General features: G+C 67.3%; 28 protein-coding genes. 18 read left to right on the forward strand and 10 right to left on the reverse strand.

From position 1 onward, the window contains the following. Nucleotides 1-642 (reverse strand): glutathione S-transferase family protein, encoded by a 642-nt coding sequence (locus ETR14_RS05415; RefSeq protein ID WP_129383713.1) that lies wholly within the window; start codon nt 640-642, stop codon nt 1-3. A gap of 129 nt (nt 643-771) precedes the next feature. On the opposite strand from ETR14_RS05415, the gene ETR14_RS05420 reads away from it, so the two are divergent. After that, nucleotides 772-1,236: a DUF1203 domain-containing protein gene (locus tag ETR14_RS05420; RefSeq protein ID WP_129383714.1), complete on the forward strand. Its 465-nt coding sequence runs from the start codon at nt 772-774 to the stop codon at nt 1,234-1,236. 1 nt (nt 1,237) lies between these two features. Here the strand turns inward: ETR14_RS05420 and ETR14_RS05425 are convergent, their stop codons facing one another. Next, entirely contained in the window at nt 1,238-1,420 is a 183-nt protein-coding gene (locus ETR14_RS05425; protein WP_129383715.1) for a hypothetical protein, read from the reverse strand. A 430-nt stretch (nt 1,421-1,850) separates the two neighbouring features. Here ETR14_RS05425 and ETR14_RS05430 point away from each other — a divergent pair, with 430 nt between their 5' ends. Next, on the forward strand, nt 1,851-2,663 hold the full coding sequence (locus ETR14_RS05430; protein ID WP_129383716.1) for a MipA/OmpV family protein: 813 nt from the start codon (nt 1,851-1,853) through the stop codon (nt 2,661-2,663). Between the two features lie 144 nt (nt 2,664-2,807). On the opposite strand, the gene ETR14_RS05435 is transcribed toward ETR14_RS05430, so the two are convergent. Further along, nucleotides 2,808-3,287, reverse strand: a complete 480-nt coding sequence (locus ETR14_RS05435; protein WP_129383717.1) for a hypothetical protein — start codon at nt 3,285-3,287, stop codon at nt 2,808-2,810. Between the two features lie 272 nt (nt 3,288-3,559). Beyond that, the gene (locus ETR14_RS05440) at nt 3,560-4,318 is read right to left on the reverse strand and encodes a sulfite exporter TauE/SafE family protein (RefSeq protein WP_129391387.1); all 759 of its coding nucleotides are present in this window, start codon (nt 4,316-4,318) and stop codon (nt 3,560-3,562) included. Nucleotides 4,319-4,483: 165 nt separating this feature from the next. Between ETR14_RS05440 and ETR14_RS05445 the strand changes: the two genes are divergently transcribed. The 3 genes from ETR14_RS05445 to ETR14_RS05455 are packed head-to-tail and all read left to right on the forward strand — an operon-like array spanning nt 4,484 to nt 7,457. Next, entirely contained in the window at nt 4,484-5,977 is a 1,494-nt protein-coding gene (locus ETR14_RS05445) for an ATP-binding protein (protein WP_129383718.1), read from the forward strand. Then, nucleotides 5,974-6,420, forward strand: coding sequence for a response regulator (locus ETR14_RS05450; RefSeq protein WP_129383719.1), 447 nt, complete (start codon nt 5,974-5,976; stop codon nt 6,418-6,420). The genes ETR14_RS05445 and ETR14_RS05450 overlap by 4 nt, the downstream gene beginning before the upstream one ends. Further along, on the forward strand, nt 6,417-7,457 hold the full coding sequence (locus ETR14_RS05455; RefSeq protein ID WP_129383720.1) for a sensor histidine kinase: 1,041 nt from the start codon (nt 6,417-6,419) through the stop codon (nt 7,455-7,457). Before ETR14_RS05450 ends, ETR14_RS05455 begins: the two co-directional genes overlap by 4 nt. A gap of 54 nt (nt 7,458-7,511) precedes the next feature. On the opposite strand, the gene ETR14_RS05460 is transcribed toward ETR14_RS05455, so the two are convergent. Then, a complete protein-coding gene (locus ETR14_RS05460; RefSeq protein ID WP_129383721.1) occupies nt 7,512-7,997 on the reverse strand; it encodes an outer membrane protein in 486 nt (161 codons plus the stop codon). A 183-nt stretch (nt 7,998-8,180) separates the two neighbouring features. Here ETR14_RS05460 and ETR14_RS05465 point away from each other — a divergent pair, with 183 nt between their 5' ends. Next, nucleotides 8,181-8,501 (forward strand): hypothetical protein, encoded by a 321-nt coding sequence (locus tag ETR14_RS05465; protein WP_129383722.1) that lies wholly within the window; start codon nt 8,181-8,183, stop codon nt 8,499-8,501. A gap of 40 nt (nt 8,502-8,541) precedes the next feature. Here ETR14_RS05465 and ybaL read toward each other — a convergent pair whose 3' ends face one another. The 5 genes from ybaL to ETR14_RS05490 all read right to left on the reverse strand — a co-directional run bounded on the left by ybaL (nt 8,542) and on the right by ETR14_RS05490 (nt 12,713). Next, entirely contained in the window at nt 8,542-10,212 is a 1,671-nt protein-coding gene (gene ybaL / locus ETR14_RS05470; RefSeq protein ID WP_129383723.1) for a YbaL family putative K(+) efflux transporter, read from the reverse strand. Between the two features lie 63 nt (nt 10,213-10,275). Next, a complete protein-coding gene (locus tag ETR14_RS05475; protein ID WP_129383724.1) occupies nt 10,276-10,578 on the reverse strand; it encodes a hypothetical protein in 303 nt (100 codons plus the stop codon). Nucleotides 10,579-10,703: 125 nt separating this feature from the next. Further along, nucleotides 10,704-11,045 carry a hypothetical protein gene (locus ETR14_RS05480; protein ID WP_129383725.1) on the reverse strand — a complete coding sequence of 114 codons (342 nt, stop codon included), beginning with the start codon at nt 11,043-11,045 and terminating at the stop codon, nt 10,704-10,706. 170 nt (nt 11,046-11,215) lie between these two features. Further along, nucleotides 11,216-11,779 (reverse strand): OsmC family protein, encoded by a 564-nt coding sequence (locus ETR14_RS05485; protein ID WP_129383726.1) that lies wholly within the window; start codon nt 11,777-11,779, stop codon nt 11,216-11,218. Nucleotides 11,780-11,801: 22 nt separating this feature from the next. Next, nucleotides 11,802-12,713, reverse strand: a complete 912-nt coding sequence (locus tag ETR14_RS05490; RefSeq protein WP_129383727.1) for a diiron oxygenase — start codon at nt 12,711-12,713, stop codon at nt 11,802-11,804. A gap of 258 nt (nt 12,714-12,971) precedes the next feature. Here ETR14_RS05490 and ETR14_RS05495 point away from each other — a divergent pair, with 258 nt between their 5' ends. The 12 genes from ETR14_RS05495 to ETR14_RS05550 all read left to right on the forward strand — a co-directional run bounded on the left by ETR14_RS05495 (nt 12,972) and on the right by ETR14_RS05550 (nt 25,890). Beyond that, entirely contained in the window at nt 12,972-14,552 is a 1,581-nt protein-coding gene (locus ETR14_RS05495) for an alpha/beta fold hydrolase (protein ID WP_206185977.1), read from the forward strand. A 223-nt stretch (nt 14,553-14,775) separates the two neighbouring features. Continuing rightward, nucleotides 14,776-14,958 (forward strand): hypothetical protein, encoded by a 183-nt coding sequence (locus ETR14_RS05500; RefSeq protein WP_129383728.1) that lies wholly within the window; start codon nt 14,776-14,778, stop codon nt 14,956-14,958. Nucleotides 14,959-15,106: 148 nt separating this feature from the next. Beyond that, entirely contained in the window at nt 15,107-16,153 is a 1,047-nt protein-coding gene (locus tag ETR14_RS05505) for an ABC transporter substrate-binding protein (RefSeq protein ID WP_129383729.1), read from the forward strand. A gap of 68 nt (nt 16,154-16,221) precedes the next feature. Beyond that, nucleotides 16,222-18,549, forward strand: coding sequence for a TonB-dependent receptor (locus tag ETR14_RS05510; protein ID WP_243455776.1), 2,328 nt, complete (start codon nt 16,222-16,224; stop codon nt 18,547-18,549). A gap of 37 nt (nt 18,550-18,586) precedes the next feature. Beyond that, entirely contained in the window at nt 18,587-19,657 is a 1,071-nt protein-coding gene (locus tag ETR14_RS05515; protein WP_129383731.1) for an ABC transporter substrate-binding protein, read from the forward strand. After that, nucleotides 19,654-20,778: an ABC transporter substrate-binding protein gene (locus ETR14_RS05520; RefSeq protein ID WP_129383732.1), complete on the forward strand. Its 1,125-nt coding sequence runs from the start codon at nt 19,654-19,656 to the stop codon at nt 20,776-20,778. The genes ETR14_RS05515 and ETR14_RS05520 overlap by 4 nt, the downstream gene beginning before the upstream one ends. Beyond that, nucleotides 20,775-21,953 (forward strand): MFS transporter, encoded by a 1,179-nt coding sequence (locus tag ETR14_RS05525; RefSeq protein WP_129383733.1) that lies wholly within the window; start codon nt 20,775-20,777, stop codon nt 21,951-21,953. The genes ETR14_RS05520 and ETR14_RS05525 overlap by 4 nt, the downstream gene beginning before the upstream one ends. Next, nucleotides 21,954-22,712: an ABC transporter permease gene (locus ETR14_RS05530; protein ID WP_129383734.1), complete on the forward strand. Its 759-nt coding sequence runs from the start codon at nt 21,954-21,956 to the stop codon at nt 22,710-22,712. Between the two features lies 1 nt (nt 22,713). Then, complete coding sequence (locus ETR14_RS05535; protein WP_129383735.1) at nt 22,714-23,484, forward strand: ABC transporter permease; 771 nt, start codon at nt 22,714-22,716, stop codon at nt 23,482-23,484. 11 nt (nt 23,485-23,495) lie between these two features. Then, complete coding sequence (locus ETR14_RS05540; RefSeq protein WP_129383736.1) at nt 23,496-24,347, forward strand: ABC transporter ATP-binding protein; 852 nt, start codon at nt 23,496-23,498, stop codon at nt 24,345-24,347. Next, nucleotides 24,347-24,955, forward strand: a complete 609-nt coding sequence (locus ETR14_RS05545) for a nitroreductase family protein (RefSeq protein ID WP_129383737.1) — start codon at nt 24,347-24,349, stop codon at nt 24,953-24,955. The genes ETR14_RS05540 and ETR14_RS05545 overlap by 1 nt, the downstream gene beginning before the upstream one ends. After that, nucleotides 24,952-25,890: an LLM class flavin-dependent oxidoreductase gene (locus ETR14_RS05550; protein ID WP_129383738.1), complete on the forward strand. Its 939-nt coding sequence runs from the start codon at nt 24,952-24,954 to the stop codon at nt 25,888-25,890. The genes ETR14_RS05545 and ETR14_RS05550 overlap by 4 nt, the downstream gene beginning before the upstream one ends. Nucleotides 25,891-25,893 lie beyond the last annotated feature (3 nt).

The raw sequence follows: 25,893 nt of genomic DNA on the forward strand, positions 1-25,893 counted from the left end.
TCAGGCGTCTCCGAAGTTCCGCTGCAGCACCGGGCCGAGCACGGGATGGGCATCGGTGCCAAGCGCGATGGCGTGAATGCGCCGGCAGTTCTGGGCGAACCAGGCGCGACGCGGCCGCCAATGCGTCATCACCCCCAGATAGACGTCGAGAACCGAGAAGCGTTCACCGAGTGTCCAGGGTCCCTCCCCAAGCTCGGCCTCGAGCTGCTGCCACAATCTGCGGCGGTAGGCACCGACGGCCTGCGCGAAGTCCTCGCGCTCGGAGCGGACCCAGCGCTCGGGATAATCGGCGAAGGTGAAGGTCGGGTAGACGTTGGCCACGAGCCAGACCAGCCAGCGCAGGAAGAACGGCCGTTCGGCGCTCCCTGTCGGGGGTGCGAGACCCGCCTGCGGATGCCGCTCCGACAGCAGCAGGGCAATCGCCGCGCTTTCCCGCATCACCACTCCGTCCGGCAGCACCAAGGTGGGAACCTGGGCGAGCGGATTATAGGCCAGCAGCCGGTCCCGCGCGGCGCTCGGCGTGTCGAAGCCGTCGACCTCGACCAGTTCGTAGGGCGCCTGACACAGCTCGAGCTGGGCTTCGGTGATCGCCGACCCCCACCCTTTGACCCCGAACAACACGTAACGATTCGAGTCCATCATCCGCCCTCCGGCTGTACCGAATGCCGCCTTTATCGTGCCGCCCCGCGGTGTCGAGTTCGGCCGCAAGCGACGGGACGGATGATTGGCTTGGCGCGTCTAAGCGCGGTTGGATCGCAACAGGAGCACATCATGCAAGCACGCTATCTCGGCCTCGAACCCGCCCCGTTTCGGAAATTGTTCGGTCTCCCGGACGAGGTGCTGGCGCGGCATGGCGCGATTCGGATCGTCGCCGATTCGAAGCCCGGCTTTCCCTGCAGGATCACGCTGCGCGATGCCGAGCCCGGCGACACGGTGCTGCTGCTCACCCACCAGCATCTTGCCGGCGAGACACCCTATCGTTCGTCGGGGCCGATCTTCGTTCGCGAGGGTGACGGCGGCGCTTATGCGGGCACCGACCTGCCGCCGGACATGGTCTCACGGCTCTATTCGGTCCGCGCCTACGATCATGCCGAGATGATGATCGACGCCGAAGTCGCCGAAGGAGAGGCGCTCACCCGAACCATCGCGCGCTATCTTGGGCGCGACGAGGTCGCCTTTCTCCACCTGCACCATGCGCGCCGCGGCTGCTTCGCCTGCCGCGTGGAGCGCGGCTGACCTATTCGGCCGCGCCCGGTTGCCCGGCGTCCCCGTCTGCCGGCGGATCGCCGAAGACGCGGTCGAAATAATAGCCTGCCAGGAGAGCGTGGGCACGCGCCGCATCGGGATGCTCTGAGGCCCGCGCGCGGGTGAGCTCCCACTCCGCGCGCGCCAGATAATAAGGGCGGTCGTCCCTCGGCATGGCGGCAGTCTCCGGCGAATGCGGCAATCCTGCACTAACCTCGATCAGGCTTCCAGCCACCGGGACACATGCGAACCCGGGCAATGCCCGGCTCGCCGCTACGGTACGCACCCGGCAGCGAGGACGCCCATTTCGCCGCGCCCCACGCGTGCAAGCGGTCGGCTGCACGGCGGCTCGATTGGCCCGAGGTGAATGGAGGTCGGCGTATGGCCTTGGCCCAACATCCGATGGGCTCTGCGCCCGCCCCGCGGCCATGATGCCCTGAAGCCTCACCCCGAGGAGAAATAATTACGGAGATGAACCGAATGCGCCGTCGCGTGTTCCAGCGGCTGACGCCGATCCGGATCGAACCGGAACGGCATAATGTCCCATCGCCTTCAAGGCCGCTTCCGGCTAGACGGCATGAACACGCTTCAGGGGTTCCGACGCAATGACGATACGCCGAACGACGGCAGCCGCCGCCGCACTCCTCCTTCCGCTCCTGCTAACCTCCGCACCGGCCGCCGCCCAGGACGGTGCCAGCACGCAGGACAGCAAGCCGCCCCGGCGCTATCGCGTCGGCCTCGGCGCGCAACTGGTGCCGAGCTTTCCGGGCTCGGACGATCACAGCGTGCGGCCGCTGATCGATTTCTCCTACACCCGCGACGATCAGTTCGAGTTCGAGGCGCCGGACGAGGCGATCGGAATGGGGCTGATCAAGAGCGGCACCTTCGAGATCGGCCCGTCGGTCAACATCGAAGGCAAGCGCAAGCCGAGCAAGGTCGGTGCCCCGGTCGACAAGGTCAACACCACCTTCGAGGCCGGTGCCTTCGCCCAGTTTTACGTCGCGCCCAATTTCCGCCTCCGCATCGATGGCCGCCGCGGCATCGGCGGGCATGACGGCTGGGTAGGAACCGCGGGCGCCGATTTCGTCCTGCGCGATGGTGATCGTTATTTGTTCTCGATCGGGCCGCGGGTCACCTTCTCCGACAAGACCTACAACCAGGCCTATTTCGGCGTGAACCCACGCGAGAGCGTCGCCACCGGGCTGCCGCTCTACGATCCCGACGGCGGTGTGCAGGCCGTCGGCGGCACCGCCGGGCTGCTGTTCCAGGTAAGCCGGAATTGGGGCATCTACAGCTATGCCAAATATGATCGGCTGATCGACGACGCCGGCCGCTCGCCGGTGGTCCGGGCCTATGGCAAGAGAGATCAGCTCTCGGGCGGCTTGGCCCTCACCTACAGCTGGGGCGGCGCGCGCTGATCCCCTGAACGGCAATGGAGGCGCGGTTCCGGGCACCGCGCCTCCCGAATGGCAAAGGGGGCGCGGTGCCTGGCACCGCGCCCCCGTCTCGATGGCAAAGTGGACGCGGTGCCCGGCACCGCGTCCACGTCCCTGCTGGGAGCTTTACTTCTTCGGCGTCGCCTTGGCGGCGGCGGCTTCGAGATCGGCCTTGCTGGTGGAAATCACCAGACCGCTGCTGTTCTTGCCGAAGCTGCCGAGCGGGATCTGGACCCGCGCCGATCCGGTCGAGACCACCGCGCCCTGCGCGTTGGCCGATTCGATCGTTCCGACCGCGCCACCCGACTGGTCGAAGACCTTGGCGCCGGCGGTGACGTCGGCGGCGGTGGCGAGCGTCACCTGATCGGCGGCCGCGCTGGCGCCGGTGGTGACGCTGTCCTGGCTGGTCGTCGTGGTCGTGGTCGACGTGGTGGTCGACTTCGAGGCATCCGGAGTCGCCTGGGCCGTGCCCGGTTCGGCGGTCGGCTGGGCGGGAGTCGTCTGCGGGGCGCCCTGCTGCCCCGCGGCCGGAGCATTGCCTTGCGCAGCCGCCATTCCGCTGGTCGCGAGCAAGGAGGCGGTGAGCATAATCGTCTTGATGTTCATCTTATTCTCCTCTTTTCGAAGGATAGGTGGGGTTAGAACCCACCGGGGAAACATGTCTGCGGGGTGAGCCGTGCCTGAGCGAAGACAAGGTGAGAGTCTTCAATGAGACGCAGAGACAAAGGCGCGGCCTGCCGACTGTTCATGTCCCGACTAATACGGCGAAGGCGGCCGACATGTTCCCCCGGAGCCTCGGTTTCGCGCATCAGGCCGCCTTGCCGGCCGGTCGTTTCGGCGCAGTAAGCAGCTAAGCACAAGAAGAGGGCGATGGCTGGTCAGACAATGCCGAACCCGTCGAGCAGCAGCTTGGTGCCGGCGGCGATCAGCAGCCAATAGACGATGGTGTAGAAGCGCTCCGGCGAGACCCGGCGCACCAGCTTGACGCCGGCGAGGCTGGACAGGATCGCCAGCGGCAGCAGGATCCCCGCGGTAATCGCATTGGCCGTGGTGAACTGGCCGAGCGCGAGATAGGCTGGCACCTTGATCCAGTTGACCACTGCAAAGAAGATGGCCGAGGTGCCGACGAACACGTCGCGCGGCAATTTGCGCGGCATCACCCACATCTGGAACGGCGGCCCGCCGGCATGGGCAATCTGGCTGGTGAAGCCGGTGGCGACTCCGAACAGCGCCCCCACCCAGGCCGGAGAGGTGGACGACGCGGCGATCCGCCCACCGCGTTCGGCCCACAAACGGTAGGCGCCGAACAGGATCGACACGGCGCCAAGGCATGCCATCACCGCGGAAGACGACACCGCCGCGGCAAGAACGTAGCCGAGCACGATCCCGACGATCGCGCCCGGCAGCATGACCAGCAGGATCCAGCCATCCCAGCTCTTGCGGAAGGCGGCAACGCCGACGACGTCCTGCGCGATCAGGATCGGCAGCAGGATCGCCGCCGCTTTGACCGGATCGTCGGTGCCGAGCGCCATCAACGGCGTTCCGAGGGCGCCCAGGCCGGAGAAACCGCCCTTGGCCAATCCGATCAGGATCACCGCCGGAACGGCGAACAGGAAGAAGTGCAGATCGAAGCTCAGCCCTCGGCTCCTCGCAGACGGTGACGGCAGCGGCCGGGACGGACGTCGCGCGCCTTCCCTTAGCGGGCGCGGGGGCGGCGACAAGCACCGTCAAGCGGTGCCGGCTAAGCCGCTCCGTCTCCAGGGGATTTGCGTTGGCGCACGATCAGGCTCTAGGAACGGCGCATGCCACTCGTCCCCGAAAATGCGGAGCGCGGCGTCGCCCGCGTGCTTGCCCCGATGCTCGCGCTCGGCTTCGCGGCCCTGCTGCTCGCCGCTGCGGCCGCGGCATGGCTTCAGGGCCGCAACCAGGACAATGCGGCCGCGGTCGAGCATACCCTGCTCGTCGACGCGAAGATCAGCGACTTCGCCACGCTGGTCGAGCGCGCCGAAACCGGCCGGCGCGGTTATCTGCTGTCGGGGGACCAGGCGTTCCGGACCATCTTCGTGCGCGCCTCGGCAGGCCTGCCTGCTTTGGCGGAGGACATTGCCAAGGTGACCGCCGACAACCCGCGCCAGCAGGCGCGAGCCGAACGTCTTCGCGCGCTGCTGCGCCGTCAGCAACTTCTCCAGACGCAGACCATCCAGCAAGTGAGCGCCGGTCGCACGGCCGATTTCGCGAACTTCAACAAAGATCCAGGGGTTGCCCTCACCCGTCAGATACGGGCGATCGCCCAGACCATGCGCGGGGACGAGCGCGCGTTGCTGCGGCTGCGCAACGAGCGTCAGCGCGCCACCCTCGCGACTTTCTACACCGTACTGACGGTCGCCGGATTGCTGCTGATCCTCGTCGCCGCGGTCACCCTCGCCACCATGCGCCGCTATACCGGCCAGCTTACCGCCTCGCGGAACGAATTGCGCCGTCTGAACGGCGATCTGGAAGTCCTCGTCCAGGAGCGAACCAGCGAATTGCAGCGCGCGAACCAGGAGATCCAGCGTTTCGCCTACATCGTCTCGCACGATCTGCGCTCGCCCCTGGTCAACGTGATGGGGTTCACGGCCGAGCTCGACGCTGCCCGCCAGACGATCGGCGGCTGGATCGAGAAGGTGGAAGAAGAACAACCCGATCTGGTACCGCAAGACACAAGGCTGGCGGTGCGCGAGGATCTTCCCGAGGCGATCGGCTTCATCCGCACCTCGACCCAGAAGATGGACCGGCTGATCAATGCCATTCTTCGCCTCTCGCGGGAAGGACGCCGGGCGCTGACCCCCGAGCCGCTCGACATGAACGCGCTCGTTCAAGGGATCATCGACAACCTCCACCAGCGCGCCGCCGACGCCGGTGCCGAGATCAGCGCGGGCCCGCTCCCGGACGTTGTCAGCGATCGCGTCGCGATCGATCAGATCCTCTCCAACCTGGTTGAAAATGCGGTGAAATATCTGAAGCCCGGCCGCCCCGGCATCGTGCGGATCGGCGGTCATCGCGAAGGCGCACGGGTCGTGTTCGAAGTGTCCGACAATGGCCGCGGCATCGATCCGAGGGATCACGAGCGTATCTTCGACCTGTTCCGTCGGTCGGGCGCCCAGGACCAGCCCGGCGAGGGCATCGGCCTCGCCCATGTCCGCGCCCTCGCCTATCGCCTCGGCGGCGTGATCGACGTGCGATCGCAGCTTGACCATGGCGCCACCTTCCGGCTTTCAGTGCCGATCAAACTCGAGGCGGGGACCATCGCAGCATGACCGAACATCATCCGGTAAACATCGTCATGATTGAGGACGACGAGGGCCATGCCCGCCTGATCGAGAAGAACATCCGGCGTGCCGGAATCTCCAATTCGATCCGCCACTTCACCGACGGCACCTCCGCCCTTCACTACCTGTTCGAGGCGCCCGAGGGCCCGGCGAAGAACGGGCCGGCCCTGGTCCTGCTCGATCTCAACCTGCCCGACATGAGCGGCACCGACATCCTCGCCCGGATCAAGAGCGAAGGGCCGCTGCGGCGCACACCGGTGGTCGTGCTCACCACCACCGACGACAAGGTCGAGATCCAGCGTTGCTACGATCTGGGCTGCAACGTCTACATCACCAAGCCGGTGAATTACGAGAATTTCGCCGATGCGATCCGTCAGCTGGGGCTGTTCCTGTCCGTGATCCAGGTGCCCGACGTGGACGAACACGCTTGAGCGACACGGCGCCACCCAAGATCCTCTACATCGACGACGACGAAGGTCTTCGGCGACTGGTCCAGCGCGCGCTGCGCCGGCGCGGCTTCGAGGTCGGCCTCGCCGCCAACGGCTTCGACGGGGTCGCGATGGTCCGCGAGGGCGATTACGATCTGATCGCCATCGACCACTACATGCCGGGCCAGGACGGCCTTGCCACCCTCGCCGCGCTCAAGGCGGTCCCCGATTGCCCGCCGGTGGTCTACGTCACCGGAACCGACGAGACCCGGGTCGCCGTCGCCGCGCTGAAGGCGGGAGCGGCGGATTACGTCGTCAAATCGATCGGCGACGATTTCTTCGACCTGCTCGCAAGTACCTTCACCCAGGCGATCGAGCGCGTCCACCTGCGCAGCGCCAAGGAAAAAGTGGAGGAAGAGCTGCGTGCGAGCAATGCGCGGCTCGAAACCCTGCTGCGCGAGGTCAACCACCGCGTCGCGAACAGCCTTCAGCTCGTCTCGGCCTTCGTCCACATGCAAGCCTCCCTGCTGAAGGACGGGGCAGCCCAGCAGGCACTGCAGGAGACCCAGCAGCGGGTCCAGGCGATCGCCCACGTCCATCGCCGGCTCTACTCGTCGGGCGATGTCGAGTTCGTCTCGATGGACGAATATCTGCATGCCTTGGTCGCCGAGCTCGAGCAGACCTGGTCGACGCCGCACGCGCCGCGGCGGCTGACGCTGGGCGCCGATCCGGTGCGCCTTACCGCAGACCGTGCGGTGTCGCTCGGCGTCATCGTCAACGAGCTGGTCAGCAACGCCTGCAAATATGCCTATGCGCCGCTTGCCGAGGGCGAGGTGCGCATTCGGCTTTCCCGCGAGAGCGAGCATGAATTCCTGCTCAGCGTCGAGGATGACGGCGCGGGGCTGCCGACGGACGGATCGATCAAGGGCACCGGCCTCGGCACCAAGCTGATCAAGGCGATGGTGAAGAGCCTTGACGCCGAACTCGCCTTCGACCCGGCCCATTCCGGCGTGCGCGCGCTGCTGCGCGCACCGGTCTGAAAGCCGAAGGCGCGGAAGCCGAGCTCCCGCGCCTCCGGTTCGAGGGTATGAAGGTTAGAAGCGGAAGCCGAGCCCGGCGACCGTCTGGAAACCGTCGACGCCGGCCTCGTAATTCGAATAACGCTGCTCGAGGTTGACGAACACGTTGGGGCTCACCGCAACCTCGACGCCGGCGCCGACGCGCACGCCGTCGAGATGAGTGCCGGTTCCGGTACCGAGGTTCGAATAGCCGGCGAGGCCGTAGAGCAAGGCCTTGCTGCCGACCGGCGCACCGGCGCGCGCGACAATCGCGAGGTCGCGACCGGTGTCGTCGCTATTCTGATACTCGCCTGTGATCCCGACGATCGCATTGCCGAGATCGTAATCATAGCCGACATTGGCGCCGTAGGTGAACGTGTCGGTGCCGAGCAGATCGTCATCGGCAACGCCGATCACCGCGCCGACTCGGGGGCCCGCAAAGTTCGCGGCCGAGGTCTGGGCTTGCGCCGGAACGGCGACCAGGGTGGCAGCGGCGAGCGCGAGCGGAATCATCTTCTTCATGGCGTAAACCTTCGAATTGTCACAGCTTCGAACGAAGCCTCCCAAAGATGGTGCGGCTCGGTGAGTTCGCAAATGCAACTATGTTCATCGCGGTTGCGCGACGTGCACGCGCCTGCCCGACCGCTTGCCCGCTCCCAAGTCGCCCTCTACCAAGTGCACCCTCGTTCATAGTGGAGCACAGCGATGCGGCGCATTCTCACCTCGGCAACAATCCTGAGCTTCGGCTTCCTCGGCGCGTGCAACGTCAACGTCGACAACAAGACGGAAGCCGCCGTCGAGAGCTCGGCGGATTCGCTCGGCAACACGGTCGAAACAATTGCAGACGACGCGGGCAACACGCTTGAAGCCGGTGCAGACGCCGCCGGCAACGCGCTCGACAAGGCGGGCGGCGAGCTCGAAAAGGCCGGCGACAAGATCGGCGACAAGGCTGACGATCTCGCCGACGGGGTCGATGTGGACGTGAAAGTCGGCGATCACGACGACAAGGCCGCGAACAGCCATTAAGGGCCGGCAGCGCGGCGGACGTTCCGCCGCGCCGCCACATTCAGGCGGCGGCCTCCGCGCCCGCCTCGCCCCGCAACTCGCGCGCGAGCGCGACCATCCGCGTCGCGATCTCGCGCTCGCCCATGACGACGTGCCGGGCGCCGACCCGCGCGAGCAGCGCCACTTCTTCGTCGGAATGGGCACGGGCGATGATCGGGAGATCGGGGCTGAGCCGGCGGGCCGTCTCCGCAACGACGCCGCCTTCGAAGCCTTCGGGAATCGCGATCAGCAGCTTCGATGCGTCCTCGACGCCGGCGCCCCGCAACACGTCGCGATCCGTCGCATTGCCGACGATCGTTTCGATTCCCGCCGCACGGGCGGCGCGGGCGACGTCGGGCTGGTCCTCGATCAGGATGAATGCCCGCTGCTCCTCCTGCAGGATCGCGGCGATGAGCTTGCCGACGCGGCCGTAGCCGACCAGCAGGACATGCTCCTCGCGGCGCGCCTGGCGGCCACGCTCCGCCTCCAGCCGGACCGCCTGCGACGCCCCCTGCCGGCTCTTGCCGCGCGCGCCGACCAGCGCGAACAGGAACGGGTTCAGCAGGATCGACAGGATCGCGCCGGCAAGGATCAGATCCCGCCCTTCCTGCGGAAGGATTCCGAGCTCGCTTCCGAGCCCGGCGAGGATGAACGAGAATTCGCCGATTTGGGCGAGGCTGGCGGAGACTGCGATTGCCGTTTCGCGGCCATGGCCGAACGCGCGGACGATCAGGAAGGCGGCGAGCGACTTGCCGAGCACGATGATGGCGACCGTTGCCATCAAGGGTCCGGGCTGCTCGATCAGCACCGAAGGATCGAACAGCATTCCCACCGAAACGAAGAACAGAACCGCGAAGGCGTCGCGCAGCGGCAGCGTCTCTTCGGTGGCGCGGCGGCTGAGTTCGGTCTCACCCAGGATCATGCCGGCGAAGAACGCGCCGAGCGCGAACGACACGCCGAACACCAAAGCCGCGCCGAACGCGACGCCGAGCGCGATCGCGAGCACGGCCAGCCGGAACAGCTCACGCGATCCGGTGTGCACAACCCAATGCAGCGCCCAGGGGATGACCCGCCGCCCGACGATCAGCATCAGGGCGACGAAGCCGGTGACCTTGAGCAAGGTCTCCAGCATCGACAGCACGACCGCACCGGAACTTTGGGTGCCCGCCGCCGCGCCGGCGATCGCCGGCAGCAGGACGAGGGCGAGGACCATGGCCAGGTCTTCGACGATCAGCCAGCCGACCGCGATCCGGCCGCGCTCGGTGTCGATCAGGTTGCGCCCCTGCAAGGCCCGGAGCAGGACCACGGTGCTCGCCACCGACAAAGCGAGGCCGAAGACGAAGCCGGCAAATGGCGACCAGCCCAGAGACCAGGCGAGAGCCATGCCCATCAGAGTCGCCGCAGCGATCTGAACGATCGCACCGGGCAGGGCGATGTTCTTCACCGCGAGCAGATCGCGAAGCGAGAAATGGAGGCCGACGCCGAACATCAGCAGGATGACTCCGATTTCGGCAAGCTCGGCAGCAAGGCCCGCATCGGCGACGAAGCCGGGGGTGAACGGACCGACGACGACCCCGGCGAGCAGGTAACCGGCGATCGGCGAGACTTTGAGGCGATGCGCCAGCGCGCCCAGGAAAAACGCGACCACCAGGCCGGCGACGATGGTGCCGATGAGCGGCGTATGATGGGGCATGAAAATCCTCCCTGACGAGCACGGCGGCACGCATCGTCCGAATGCGCGCCGCCGCGCCCAGCCTCAGCCGATCCCGGCATCCCAAAGCAGTGCGCAGATCATCGCGACCCCCAGCAGAACGACGGCGATGACGATATAGTCCCGCCGCTGCAGGCCGAGTTGCTGCCGATGATCGGCGCGGAACTGATCGAGCTGCGGCCGGATCGCGTCGATGCCGGTGAGCAGCCCGGCATCGAGCGCTGGTGCCTTGCGCAGATAGTGCAGCACTTCGCCGCGCTCCTCCGCGCTGATCTGCGGGTAATTGGCCAGGAGGTCCTGAACGTGGTGCAGCCGCTCGGGATCGGCGGCGAGGCCGTGTTTACGCATTGTCTGTTCCATGTGTCTGATCCGAATGTCGCACGCGCGGCGCCCGCAAGCAGGCGACCGGAACGGAAGCCTTCAGGCAGCGCGTGCGAATGTTGTGGAGGATGCGGGCCGTCGGCCCGATCGGATCAGACTCGCGGCGGCGCGCGCGCGTCGAACGATTGCCTGGGAGACGCGGCCAGCGGGGCGGTAGCGCGGCAAGCGGAATACGGCGCCGCGCGGCGTCCGAACCTGCTTCCGAGGACCAGCCCCGCCGCCAGCAGGAGCAGGGCGGCGGGGCCGAAGCCATCGCCGTCCGGCGATCGGCTGACCACGATCGCCTCGGCCAGAGCTTCGTCGCGCGAGGCGCCGAGCGACACATCGGCGGTGGAGGCGCTGAACGCGGATCCACTGGTCCGCGCGAGCGGCGAGCCGACCGGCAGCAAGGCATGCGCAAGGATCGACGCCAGCAGCAGCCAGAACGCCATCATCCATCTGCGCCGTGTCGCGGCCAAATTCACGCCTTCTCCAACTCCATGCCTGTTCTTCATGTAGGCACAAACGCCGCGATCGCAAACCGGACGCTTGATGGTGCGTCACCGGCCGGATCATGCCGCGGGCCGGCTCTCCCAGGCCGACCCGGTTTCGGACGCCCCCGAAGTCAGACGATCTCGAGCCTGCCCTTCATGCAGATCGGCTGGTTCAGGTTGAAGAAGTTGGGCGACGTCTTCATCACCGCCTGGTGGATGTCCTCGAACTGTTCCGCCGTTGCGGGGCCACCGATCCGGACCGTATAATCGAGCTGGCGGTAACCGGGCGCAACGCTTTCATCGAGCCCGAGAAAGCCGCGCAGATCGAGCTGGCCCTCGGTGTCGATCTCCAGCATGTCGAGCTCGATGCCGCGCAGCGCCGCATTGGCGACGTAGCCGACCATCATGCAGGCGTTGAGCGCGGTCATCAGCAATTCCTGCGGATTGGGCGCGCTGTTCTGGCCCATCAGTTCGGAAGGCTCGTCGGCCACGACCTTGAAGCGGCGACCGATCTGCGCGCCGCCAAGCTCATAGCCCTCGACGATCGTCTCGCTCCGGGTCTGGCCGGTCCAGCGGGTCTTCACCTTGAAGCGAACGATGCCCCTGGCGGGATCCGCGCGAACGTCGTCGACCATCTCTTCCAAAGCGGAAAGATCGAGGCCGTTGACGCGGCTCTTGAACATCGTGTCGGTCATGTCACGTCTCCTGGGCTGGGGGTCATCGGTAGAGTGGTGCGATCCGGTCGAGCTTCGCGCGGGCGCTCGGTGAGATGCGCGCGAGGGTGGCCTGGAAGTTCGCATGCGCCATTCCTGAGCCGAGGAAGGTCCAGCGCGACGATTGATGTTGCTGCGCTCGCAGATCGTTCCGGTCGAACTCGGAGACGCTGCGTCCGGTGGCCCTTGCCAGCGCTTCGAGGTTGAGTTTCGCCTGGGTGCCGAGGCCGGCATCGACGAAGGCGACGATCTCCAGATATTCGTCGAACGCGCGCGCAATCTCCTCGGGCGGCAGCGCCTCGGCCATGGCTTCGACCATCAAGGTGTCGAGCCGGGCATGCTGCGCCTCCTCCATCCAGTGGTGGCGGAGCAGGCTCTTCATCAGCGGATCGAGATCCGTATCGTCGCGGATGCTGTCGAGATAATGGGCCTGGGTCATCCATTCGAGCTGAAGGATGAACAGCGCGATGCCGAGCGGATGATGGCGGAGCACCTCGGCGGAAATCGCCTCGCTCGGCCCGATCATCGCGCAGTTGCTGCCGAAATCGCGGACGAAGGCGTGATGGAAGCGCTTGAACAGCTGAATGTGCTTGGCCTCCTCGCCGGCGAACTGAAGCAAGGCGCGGGTGCGGTTGTCGTCGAGGCTCAGATCGGCGCGAACATGGTCGAGGATGAACGGAAGGATGAATTCCTCGACTAATTCGAACATGCCGAGATATTCGTGCGCGCGGATGTGGTTGAGCACCTGCCGTGCATCTGCCGAGAGGCCCGGCGCGGCCGCAGTGCGGGCGAGCGCTTCGGGCAGGAAGGGCCGCCCGAAATCGAGCGCCGCGCCCTCGGGAATGACATCCTCGATGCGCCACGCGGCGCGCTGCGAGGAGGCGAGAATGGCGTCGTAGGTGAAGCTCCGGTACATGGAACGCTCCTGCTGAACCTTGGTGGGTGGAAATCGCCGTCAGGCGAACGGCCCTGCCGCGCCGGTCATTGCGATCGTGCTGAACATCACCGCCAGGATCCCGGCCACGATGCTCGCCGTCATGCTGCTCACTCTGATACTCATCGTCTTGCTCACCGCCTTTCCCTCTTGCCCCGCATCTGCACCCCCGGCGTGGAAGGGGGCGTTGGAATGCGCGTGTGAATTGTCGTGGACGGCCGTGTCTGGTAAATTTCCACGATGGCGACCGGGTCGCAGGCGACGCTCTCCCTGCATCTGCTAGGGACGATGGCCCTCGAGCGGGCGGGAGAGCCGGTAGCCCTCCCGGCCTCCAAGAAGACTCGCGCCCTGCTCGGCTATCTTGCCGCGTCCGACCGCAGCGTCCGCCGCGAGCGCCTGTGCGAGATGTTCTGGGAGGTGCCGGACGATCCCCGCGGCGCGTTGCGCTGGAGCCTGTCCAAGCTGCGCGGGCTGATCGACGACGAGCATGGCTGCCGTCTGATCGCCGATCGCGAGGAAGTCGGCATCGATTGCAGCGCCTTGTCGGTCGACTGGCGCACTTTGCGCGACCTCGCCGCCGCGGATCTGCGGAAGATCGACACGCCGGTGTTGGAAGCGGCGACGGTCGCCTGGGGCGATTTCCTCGAGGGGCTCGAGCTGCCCCGCTGTGACGACTACCAGTCCTGGCTGGTGGCGATGCGGGAAGATGCGCGGACGCGCTTCGTCGCCTTGCTGCGCGAGCTCGTCCAGCGCCCGATCGACCCCGACCGCGCGCTTGTCCTCGCCCGGCTGTGGACCAGCCTCGATCCCTATGACGCGCTCGCCCGGGTCGCGCTGATCGATCTGCTCGATCGGCTCGGCCGCCGCACGGAGGCCGATCAGCAGCGTGCGCTCGGCAGCAAGAAGCTGGGTGAGGCCGAGATGCCGGTGCCGCCGGCCCTGCGCAGCGCTCCGACGGCCGTCGAACCGGAGCCGCCGACACCGGTTCAGCACGTCAAATTCTGCACGGCATCCGACGGCACCGGCCTCGCTTACTCGATTGCGGGCGACGGGCCGCCTCTGGTCAAGACGGCCAACTGGCTCAACCATCTCGAACATGATTGGGAAAGCCCGCTCTGGCGCCACTGGATTCGCGAACTCGGCAGGGATCGCCGCATCGTCCGTTATGACGAGCGCGGCAACGGCTTGTCCGATTGGAACGCCGCCGACATCTCCTTCGATGCCTTCGTTGACGATCTCGCCAGCGTCGTCGACGCCGCGGGGCTCAAGCGCTTCGATCTGTTTGCGGTATCGCAGGGCTGCAGCGTGTCGATTGCCTATACGGTGCGCCATCCGCAACGGGTGCGACGCCTCGTTCTTTACGGCGGCTATGCGATCGGGTGGAAGCGTCGCGGGTCGCGCGAGGAGATCGATCGGCGCGAAGCGATGCTGACCCTCACCCGCCAGGGCTGGGGTCAGAACAATCCCGCCTACCGCCAGATGTTCACCACCCTGTTCCTGCCCGACGCGTCGCCGGCCGAGGCGGATTGGTTCAACGAACTGCAGCGTGTCTCGACCTCGCCCGACAATGCCGTCCGCCTGCAGCGGGCGTTCGGCGATATCGACGTCGAGACGCTGCTGCCGCAGGTACGGGTGCCGACCCTGGTGCTCCACGCCCGCGACGATTCGGTGGTTCCGTTCGCCGCCGGTCGCGGGCTGGCCGCCGCCATTCCCGGTGCCGAATTCGTCCAGCTTGAAAGCCGCAATCACATCCTTCTGGAAACGGAGCCGGCCTGGGCGAGAGCCGCCGAGTGCATCACGCAATTCCTCTCCGCCCCCTGATCCGCAAGCCCCGAGTCGCCACGCAGTACCGCCCAAACGCGATGTCGCGATGGTCCTTCTCGACGTGCAGTACGTGCCTCATCGACGAAGACGATCGGACCGTCGCAACCCGCTTGACTTTGATTGTCTACCTTTTAGGTTGTGATTGCTGAACGAGGGCAATGGTCAGGCTCCGCGCACTTCCGGGTGCGAGCGCGACCCGCGGTTTTTGACGGAATGCAGATTGCGCCGCGTCATCAATGCTAAAGCGCACGAGCCCTTGCCGGACAGCCGGGCGGCCTCGTGTTTCCAGATCGAAAGGAACACCGATGAGCCTGCAAGCACCATTCTTGCGCCTTCCTTCTCCCGCAACCTGTCGTCGCTGCTGTTGAAGCGCCGCGGCCGTGCGCCGCGTCCCCTGACCTGATCGCCGCGCCCGCGCCTTTGGCGTGACGCTTGGGGCGTGCCGACCGGCGACCGCCAGTGCAACTGGCGGACGGCCGGGGTGCGCCCGGCGAGGATGATCCAGCCGATGTTTTCCAGCCCGCGGATCCGCCTTCCGCGAAGGAGCCCCCATGTCCACCGTCACCGATACGCTCTGGTACACACGCTGCCCCGTCCCGACCGCGCTCGGCATTGCCGTTCAGCGCGGCTGGATCGCCGACGAATTCGCGCCCGACGGCATCTTTGTGAAGTCGATCCAGGAAACCAGCGACGCCGCTGTCCAGGAATCGCATTTCGATCACACGTTGCGGAGCTCGTTCCGGCAGGGCGGCAACATTCCGGCGATCTGGGCTCGGGCGCGCGGCCGCGATACGAGGGTGATCGGCCTGTCCTGGACCGACGAGTTCCAGGCGATCCTCGCCTTGCCCGAAAGCGGCATCCACCGTGCCCGCGATCTGCGCGATCTGCGCATCGGACTGCCGGTCAATCCGATCTCGATCGACTTCAACCGCGCCTCGGCGCTGCGCGGCTTCCATGCCGCACTCGGCCTCGACGGGCTCAGCCTCAAGAATGTCGACTGGGTCGACGCGCTGAGCCGTGAGACGCCGGAAAGCGGCACGCGCGGCATCGCCACCGGCGACGGCGCACGGCGGCGCCTGCGCCACGGCTATCAGGCGGAGACGCTGGCCCTGCTGCGCGGCGACGTCGACGCCATCTACGTCAAGGGCGCGCTCGGCCTCGAAACCGCGCGGCTGATCGGCGCGCGGATCATCAGCGATCTCGGCAGCCATCCGGATCCGGAAGTACGGGTCAACAACGGCACGCCGCGTACCCTCACCGTCGATGCCGCGCTGATCGAGGAGCGTCCCGATCTCGTTGCCCGCTTCCTCGCCCGCGTCGTCGACGCCGGCAATTGGGCACGCGCCCATCCCGACGAGACCGTGGCCTACATCGCGCGCGAGACCGGCTCCACGCCCGATTGGGTCCATGCCGCCTACGGCGACGATGCCGCGCAGAAGCTCGGGACCTTCCTCGATCCGGACTCGGTCGATGCGCTGTCCGACTTCAAGGACTTTCTGTTCGCGCACGGCTTCCTGGAGGCCGACTTCGATGTCGCCGACTGGGTCGATCCGCAACCGCTGGAAGAGCTCGCCCGCCGCACGCGCGACGCCGCCTGACACGAACATTCGCCGACCGGCTGCCCGGGAAGGGCGCCGGCGGCGCGGGGGAACAAGGAAAAGATTTGGTGCACAAGGGAATATACCTGGCCGGAGCAGCGTCGCTCGCCGCTATTCACAGCGGCGGAGCGGCAGCGCAGGAGAGCAAGCCTGCGGCGCTGGCGCTGGCGGACACGACGGCAGCGGCCGACGATGGCGAGACGGCGGATTACGGCACTGCGATCGTCATCACCGCCAACAAGCGCGAGCAGAGCATCCAGGACGTGCCGACCGCGGTCACTGCGCTCGGCGGCGACACCTTTACGCTCGGCGGCGTCGGCCGCTCCGCCAACGAGGTGCTGAACTACGTTCCCAATGCGTCGGCGGGCGCACAGCAGCACGGCCGTCCGCGCTGGTGGATCCGCGGCGTCGGCGCCGGCCAGCAGCAGCAGGATCTCGCCAATCCCGTCGGCTTCTATCTAGACGAGATTTACATCAGCAATGCCAGCGCGACCGGGCTGCCGCTGTTCGACGTCGAACGCGTCGAAGTGCTGCGCGGTCCGCAAGGGACATTGTGGGGCAAGAACACCACCGGCGGCGCGATCAGCGTGATCAGCAAGCGGCCCTCGCTCGATCCGGCGGCGGGCGACAATTACGTCAAGCTCGATTACGGCCGGTTCGACGACAAGATCATCGAGGGCGGCGTCGGCGCCGCCTTGGTGCCCGGCGCCCTCGCCGCCCGCATCTCGGGCCACATCGAGAACAAGGACGGCCGCTACCGGAACCTGTTCACCGGCGACGAGGACAATGCGATCGAGGACAGCGTGGTCCGCGGTCAGCTGCTTGGCAGGGCCGGCGACGTCACCGCGCTCGTCTCCGCCCATTACCGCAAGTACAAGACGTTCGGCGGCTATTGGGCGACGGCCAGCTATGCTGCAAACGGCGTGCTCCGCAACGGCTACGTCCCATCCACGGACCGCGACGTCGTCGACACCAATGCCGACGACAATAGCGATGCCGAGCAGGTCGGCGGCTTGTTCCGCCTCGATTGGGATTTCGGCGGGCTGACCCTTACCGCGCTGACCGGCTACGAGCGCTATCAGACGACCAGCACCAACGACAGCGATTACACCCCGCTCGAGATCAGCCGCGGCTACACCGATTCGGTCAGCCGCCAATGGAGCCAGGAACTGCGGCTTGCCTCGGCCCCGACCGGCCGGTTCAGCTGGATCGTCGGACTGCATTATTTCAACGAGAAGATCGACTCGTTCGCGGCCTCCGCGACCTTGCCGGACGGATCGGTGCCGGCGCGTCCCGGCGACACCGCACCCAATGCCTATAGCCGCACCATCTACGATCACGAGGCGGAGAGCGGCGCGGTCTTCGCCAATGCCCGTTACGCGCTCAGCGACAGCTTCGACCTCAACGTCGGTGCCCGCTTCACGCGCGAGACCAAGCAGCTCCAATTCGCCCGGGGGGCGTCGCCGAACGGCGCTGCGGCCCGCTGGAGCGATTATGCGCGCTGGTGGGAGAGCTATACGGGCAGCTTCGGCGGCGCCGGCACCTTTTCGGGCGATCTGAAGCGCAGCTGGGACGCCTTCACCTACGACATCACGCCGTCCTGGCGGGTCGCGCCCAACCATCTGCTCTACGGCAAATTTTCCCACGGCGTGAAATCGGGCGGCTTCAACACCGCGGCGCAGCTGCCTGCGGCCCTGCAGGTGGTCGCGCCCGAGAAGCTCGACGCGTTCGAACTCGGCTACAAGTCGGAATGGTTCGACGGTGCCCTGACCTTCAACGCCTCCGCCTTCCACTATGAATATGACGACGTGCAGATCAACGTCGTCGGCCCCAATCCGGGCGCGGTCGGCGGTGCCACCACCTCGTACCTGCAGAACGCCCGGAGCGCCCATGTCGACGGCGCCGAGTTCGAGATCGCCGCGCACCCGATCGAAGGCCTCGATCTCAACGCCGCGATCGGCCTGCTCGACACCGAATATGACGCGCTGCAGGTGGTCAACGGCGGTGCGGACCTCTCCGGCGCCGAATTCGTCCGCTCGCCGCACGTCACCCTGAACCTTGCCGCGACCTACACGGTCCCGCTCGCGAATACGGGCGAGATTCAGCTTGCTGCGGACGCGCGCTACCAGTCCCTCCAATATTATTACATCACGCCCCAGGACAATGTGAACCGGTATCTGCTGAACCAGCCCGGTTACACACTGACCAACGCGCGGATCACCTACAACACGCCAGGCGATCGCTTCTCCGTCACGGCCTACGTCAACAATCTGTTCGACGTCGATTACCGCAATCACGCGCTGCCGCAGGCCAATGCCGCCGCCGGCATCACCGGCGACACCGTCCAGTGGGGCGAGCCGCGGACCTACGGCGTCGCGCTCGTGGCGCGCTTCTGATGCTCACCCTCGTTCCCATTGCTCACCGGAGGCCCTCATGACCGCCTATCCAAGCGAAATCTGGTACACGCGCTGCCCCGTTCCGACGCCACTCGGCATCGCCATCAACCAGGGCGTGATCGAGGAGGATTTCGATCGGCTCGGTGTCACGGTGCGCTCGCTCCAGGACAGCCGCGATCCCGAGACCCGCGCCAGCCACTATGATCACCACCTCGCCCACAGCTTCCGGCAGGGCGGCAGCGTACCGGCGATCTGGGCCCGCGCCGCCGGTGCCGACACAAGGGTAATCGGCCTTAGCTGGGTCGACGAGAGCCAGGCGATCCTTGCCTTGCCGGGCTCCGGCATCCGGAGTCCGGCGGATCTCAGGGGGCGGCGCATTGCCTTGCCGCGCCGCGACGGCGACAAGATCGACATCTTCCGCGCGACGGCGCTGCGCGCGCTTCTCGCCGGCATGTCGCTCGGCGGCGTCGGCGAGCACGAGGTCGAGTGGGTGGATGTCGATGCGCGCGATCCCGCCGCCGGCGACGGCGAGACCCGGATCGGCGCCAACAGCCGCCGCGGCTGGAGCGGCCGGCCGCTCTACGCCGCCGAATTCGCCGCTCTGGTTCGCGGCGACGTCGACGCCATTCACGTCAAAGGCTCGCTCGGCCACGAATATGCATTTCTTGGCGGCGCCCATGTCGTCGTCGACACCGGCTGCCACCCCGATCCCAGGATCCGGATCAACAACGGGACGCCGCGGCCGCTGACCGTGGACGCCGCCACGATCGAACTCTATCCCGATCTCGCCGCCCGGCTGCTCGGCCACGTTCGGGCCGCCGGCGAGTGGGCACAGCGGCATCCGGCCGAGACGCTTGCCTACATCGCCCGCGAGACCGGCTCTCCCGAGCAGTTCGTCCTCTCCGCTTATGGCGGCGACACCCTCCACCGCCGCCTCCAGACCGATCTCGATCCAGCGGTGATCGACGCCCTCGCGGATTTCGCCGCCTTTCTGTTCGATCGCGGCTTTCTGCCCGCACCGGTCGACGTCCCCGCCTGGGTCCACCGCCGTCCGCTCGAGCTGCTGACACAGCCTGCGATCCGCGCCCTCGAAAGCGTGCCGGCATGAAGCCGCGCTCGATCCTGATCGGGGCGCTCGTCCTCCTCGTGCTCAGCGCGGCTGCGGCGTTCCAGTTCCGCGGGGCCGGCTCGTCGGCGGCGTCCGCATCGGCCGCCCCGACGACGCTCACCATCGCCAGCATCGCCTACCCGCATCAGGGGCAGCAGCGTTACCAGGGGCAGACCGCGATCATCCAGCAGCAGGGCTGGCTGGAGACCGAGCTCGCCAAGCGCGGAATCAAGCTCGCCTGGTTCCCGGTCCCGACCGCTGTCGGCGGCCCAATGATCAACGAAGGCTTCGCCGCGAAGCGGATCGATTTCGCCAGCTATGGCGACTTCCCGGCGATCATCGCCGCCTCCGGCGGAGTCGATCTGCGGCTGGTGGTGCCGGTCGGTCGCGGCCAGAACGTCTACCTCGTCGCCCGCAAGGATCTGCCGGCGCGCAGCATCGCCGATCTCAAGGGCAAGAGGATCGGCCTCCACCGCGGCCGCCCCTGGGAGCTGCCTTTCTCCAAGCTGGTCGAACAGAACGGGCTGAAGCTCTCCGACTTCCGGATCGTCAACATCAACCCGCCGGCGAGCCACGCCGCTTTGGCGTCCGGCGACGTCGATGCGGTCGTCCTGCTCTCCGATGCCTATCTGCTCGAGCAAAAGGGTGTGGGCCGCATCATCTGGTCGACCAAGCAGGCGCCCGAGGATTGGAAGATGCGCGCCGAACTGTTCGGCCGCGGTGACTTCGTCGACGCCAATCCGGAGCTCGCCCGGATCGTCGCCGAAGCCTACATTCGGGCGGCCCACTGGTCGTCGCTGCCCGCCAATCGCGACAAGGTGATCGAGATCGCCGCCAGGGCCGAGACGCCCCGCAGCGTCGTCGAGGCCGAATATGCCGAACCGCGGGTGCGCTGGCGCGACCGATTCTCGCCGCTCTATGATCAGGCCGTGATCGGCCATTATCGCGAGGTCGCCGATTACACCTACCGCAACGGCCTGGTGCGATCGAAGGTCGATGTCGACAAATTGCTCGATCGCCGCTTCGCCGGCGAGGCACTGCGCGACCTGAAGCTCGAGGGCCATTGGCCGCAGCCGCAACAGGCGGCCGAGACGAGCGTCGCACGGAGCGGCCGCTCGTGAACGACCGCCGGTTCATGACCAGCTTCATCCTGCTGTCGCTGACCAGCGGCGTGACCGTCGGTCTCGGCAAGGTGGTGACGACGCTCTATGCGCTGCAGCTCGGCGCTTCACCCTTCCAGGTCGGCATCGTTTCGGCGATGGAGTCGGTGGGCATGATCCTGGTCACGGTGCCGGCCGGATTCCTCATCGCCCGCTACGGGGCCCGCTCGATCTATTTCGCGGCGAGCATGGGGCCGTTGCTGGTCAACCTGGCAATGCCCTTCTCGGCATCGTGGCTGGCACTGGCGCTCGGCCGCTGGCTGATCGGCCTCTGCATCCCGTTCCGGATGGTGTCGATGAACAGCGCCTTCCTCGAACGCCTTCGCGGCGAAGGCGAGACCCGCGGTGGCTGGTATCGCGGATCGCTGACCGCCGGGCTGTCGATCCTCGGCCCGGCCGCGGCGGCCCTGCTCGCCGCGCGCGGCAACGTCACCGTCGGCTTCGCGCTCGTCAGCGCGCTGTTCGGCCTGATGGCGGTGTTCAGCCTGTCCTTTCTGCCGGTCCGTGATTCGGTCGCCGCCGGCAGCGCCCGGCCCGGCTTTCTGGCCGAGATCGGATTGCTGCTGCGCGACCTCGACGTCGCCGACACCTGCATCGTCGAGTTCCTGAACGCCGCGACCTCCGCGCTGTTCGGCACCTTCATCATCCTGCTGGCGCTGTCGCTGCCTCCCCTCGGCGAGCAGGATGGCATCCGGCTGATGCTGGTCCAGGGCGCCACCGCCACGGTCATGCTGTTCGCCGCCGGCACGATCGTACAGCGCCTGGCCCGCGGAACCGCTTATGCGCTCGGCCTTGCCCTCGGCAGCCTCGCTTTGCTCGCCTTCGGCCTTGGCGCTGACTTCGCCTCGCTGGCGCTCGGCGCGGTCCTGCTCAGCGCCGGCGCCGCCATCGTCCACCTCGTCAACGTGCGGATGCTTGCGGGCCTGCCCGGAGGCAAGAGCAAGGTCGCCGGGCTCTACAATCTCGCCTCGATGACCGGCTCCTCGGCCGGCGCGCTCGGCGGCGGCCTGCTGACCAAGATCCTGCCGCTGCAGGCCGTCTTCCTGCTGTGGCTGCCGCTGCTTCTCGCCGGCGCCGCCGCAGTCGGCCTGATCCGCCGCCGCACCCCCTCCACCCTCGCCGCATCGGAGGCGTGAATGAAGCAAAGTCTCTCCCGCATCGGCACCGGCTTCGCGCCGCTGCTCGGCCTGCTGCTGCTCTGGCAGGCGGCCTGCGCCAGCGGCCTGTTCCCGCCGCAGGTGCTGGTCGCGCCGCTCGACGTCGCCGCGACGCTCGCCGCGCTTTGGCGCAGCGGCGAACTCGGCGGCCATCTCGCGATCAGCCTCACCCGCCTGTTGCTCGGCTTCGGGCTCGGCGCCGGCCTCGGCCTCGCGTTCGGCACCACGATCGCCCTGTCCCGTTTCGCCGAAGCCTTGCTTGCGCCGCTCTTCCAGGCCCTGCGCCAGGTGCCGGTGCTCGCCTTCCTGCCGATGCTGGTGCTGCTCCTCGGCATCGAGGAACGGTTCAAGATCGTCGTGGTCGCGATCGCGACCTTCTTTCCGGTCGCTTTGGCCGCTTTCGACGGAGTCCGCGGCGTACCGCGCAGCCATTTCGAGGTGGCGAGGCTCTACCGCACCCCCTTGCTACCTTTCCTTCTCCGCATCCTGGTGCCGGCCGCGACGCCGCCGGTGCTCACCGGGCTTCGCATCGGCCTCACCCGTGCATGGCTCGTACTCGTCGCCTGCGAGCTGCTCGCCGCCGGCAGCGGCATCGGTCAGATGATGGAAATGGGCCGGCAGCTGTTCCGCATCGACATGGTGCTCGCCGGGGTGTTCGTCAGCGGCCTGATCGGATTTCTGCTCGATCGCGGCGTCAAATCGCTCGAACGCCGCACCCTGCGCTGGAAGGCGGCCTAACATGCGCAGCCACCAGCATCCCGCCGCGCGCATCGCCCTCGGCTTCGTCATCCCGATCCTGCTGCTTGCGCTCTGGCAGGTACAGGCGGAGGCTGGCGGCGCACGGGCCCTTGCGTTCGTGCCGCTGGCGTCGATCGGCGCGGCCTTCGCCGAGCTTGCCAAGTCGGGCCAGTTGCTCGGCGATGCGCTGTCGACGACGTCGCGAGCCCTGACCGGCCTGCTGCTCGGCGCCTCTGCAGGGATCGCGGTCGGCACGCTGATGGGCCTGTCCCGCCCGATCGAGCGGTCGATCGGCCCGCTTTACCACGCAATCCGGCAGGTGCCCCTGCTCGGCTGGCTGCCGCTGATCGGCCTCTGGATCGGCAATGGCGAGGCGGCCAAGCTGCTGATCGTCGGGCTGGCCGCTTTCTATCCGACCGTCCTCAACACCTATGAAGGGCTGATCCAGGGCGAGCGGCGCCACGCCGACGTCGCCCATCTGTTCGGTTTCAGCAGCGTCCAGACTTTCCTGCACGTGCTGCTGCCGGGCGCGCTGCCGCTGATCCTGACCGGCCTCAGCCAGGCGATCGCCTTCGCCTGGATCGCCACCATCGGCACGGAATTGCTGCTCGGCGCCGGCGCCGGTCTCGGCGCGGCGATGAGCCTTGCCCAGGCGCAGCAGCGCATGGACGTGATCCTGGTCGAGATCGCGGTCACCGGCCTGATCGGCTTCACCCTCAACAGCCTCTTCGCCGCCCTGCGCCGTCATGCGCTGCGCTGGCAGCCCGTCTGAAGGAGACGCACATGAACGTCAGCACCCTCTTCGATCCGCCGCGTCCAGACAGCCTGACTCAGGACGGCGCGCTCAGCATCACCGGACTCACCAAGCATTTCATCGTCGGCGGCAAGACGCTGCCGGTGCTCGACGGCGTCGATCTGGTCGTCCGGCCGGGCGAGTTCGTCAGCATCGTCGGGCCGAGCGGCTGCGGCAAATCGACCCTGCTGCGGCTGGTCGCCGGCCTCGATACCGATTTCTCCGGCGAGATCCGGCTGGACGGCAAGAGGATCACCGGCACCGATCTCGATCGCGGACTGATCTTCCAGGATCATCGGCTGTTTCCCTGGATGACGCTGGAAGAGAATGTCGGCCTCGCTCTGCTCAACAGCGCAATCCCGAAGGCGCAGCGCGCCCGCATCGTTGCGGAGCATATCGCGCTGCTCAACCTCGACGGCTTCGAGAAGGCTTATCCCCATCAGCTCTCCGGCGGCATGGCCCAGCGCGGCGCGATCGCCCGTGCGCTCGTCACCGAGCCCAAGCTGCTGCTGCTCGACGAGCCATTGGGCGCGCTCGACGCGCTGACCCGGATCCATGTCCAGACCGAGCTCCAGCGCATCTGGCTGCGCCAGCGCTCGACCATGCTGATGGTCACCCACGACGTCGAGGAAGCCGTCTACCTCAGCGATCGGGTGATCGTGATGGGTGCCAAGCCAGGCCGGATCCGGCGGATCGTCGACATCGACCTCCCCCATCCGCGCGAGCGCACCCTGCCGCAGCTCCACGGTCTTCGCGACGAGATTCTGGCGGAGCTGATGCAACCGGCGGGATCGACGGAGCCTGAAAATCTCGTTCGCCTGCCGCTGCGGGAGGCCCTGTGATGAGTCGCACCCCCGATCACCCGATCGAAGCCGTCTTCCTCGACCGCTGGTCTCCGCGAAGCTTCTCCGGCGAGGCGATACCGGATTCGGTGCTCGCCAGCGCGTTCGAGGCGGCGAGATGGGCACCGTCCGCCTACAATGCGCAGCCCTGGCGCTTCCTGGTCGCCCGCCCCGATACGCCCGACTGGGTCGACTTCGTCAGCCTGCTCGCTCCGTTTAACGCGCGCTGGGCCTCGCGCGCGTCGGCGCTGATCGTGATCGTCTCGGCACGGACCGCGGATCGGCGCGGGGTCGTCGTCGAAAATGTCAGCCACAGCTTCGACGCCGGCGCCGCCTGGGCCAATTTCGCCCATCAGGCGCTGCTGCTCGGCTGGCACACCCACGGCATCGGCGGCTTCGATCGCGAGGCGGCACGCACTCTGCTCGCAATCCCGGAGGATTTTGCCGTCGAGGCGATGGTCGCGGTCGGCCGCCAGGCCGGTCTTGATTCGCTGCACGCCGATTTCCACCCGCAGGAACAGCCGAACGGCCGCCGCCCGATCGAGGACTTCGTCTTCGCGGGCCGCTTCGATTCTCCCCTCTTCAGCAAGGAAAGGAATGCTGCATGACGCTCAAGGCCTATTGGCGGCTCGATCCGGCGGCGGAGCCCGACCGGGCCGAGCCGAGCGCCCGCGCCGAGACCCTCGCGCGCGACGTTCGCCCGATCACGATCAACCGCTACGATCATTACGTCCAGATCGCCCGGGCGGCCGCCCTCACCGCATTCGATGGGCTGTTCATCGCGCATCGCCAGGAAGCGGACGACAGCCAGATCGTCGCCGCCGCGATCGCCCGCGCCGCGCCCCGGCTGCGGCTCGTTCCTGAATTCCCGGCATCGGTCGGGTCTGCCGTCTACGCCGCCAAGCAGGCGGTGACCTTCCAGCGCGCCGTGCATGATCGGCTCGGCTGGGCGATCGCCCCGGACGGGGATCCGGACGTCCGCGCCGCTCAGGCCGATCCGGTGGCCGATGCCGATCTCGGCGCCCGGATCGAGGAGTTCCTCCACGTCGCGCGCGGCGTCCACGGCGAACGGCCGTTCGACTTCAAGGGACGCTTCTTCGAAGTGCAGGGCGGCGGCTTCGAAGCGCCGCTGTCGGGGGCCGCCTTCCCGCAAGTGTTCCTCCGCGGCGAGCAGGAGGATGCGCTCGCCCGCTCGGCCCGCTTCGCCGACGTCCACCTGTTCGCGCCGCAGCCGATCGAGGCTCTGCGGGCCAAGATCGAGGATCTCGATCGTCTCGCACTCGCCGCCGGCCGCAACATCGAATTCGGGATCAGCCTCGGCCTCGCCGCCCGCGAGAGCACGGAGGATCTCGCCGACCTGCCGGAGACCGACATCGTCGGAACCTATGACGACGTCGCCGCCCGGCTGGCCGAGCTTGCTTCGGCCGGGATCGGCCATTTCGTGCTGTCTGCCGCACCGTCGCTCGAAGAGGCCTATCGCATCGGCCAGTTCGTGCTCCCCCGCCTCCGTGCCCACCAGCCGGCGCTTCGCGCCGCAGCCTGAGGA

The sequence above is a fragment of the Sphingosinicella sp. BN140058 genome (assembly GCF_004135585.1).
Classification (GTDB): domain Bacteria; phylum Pseudomonadota; class Alphaproteobacteria; order Sphingomonadales; family Sphingomonadaceae; genus Allosphingosinicella.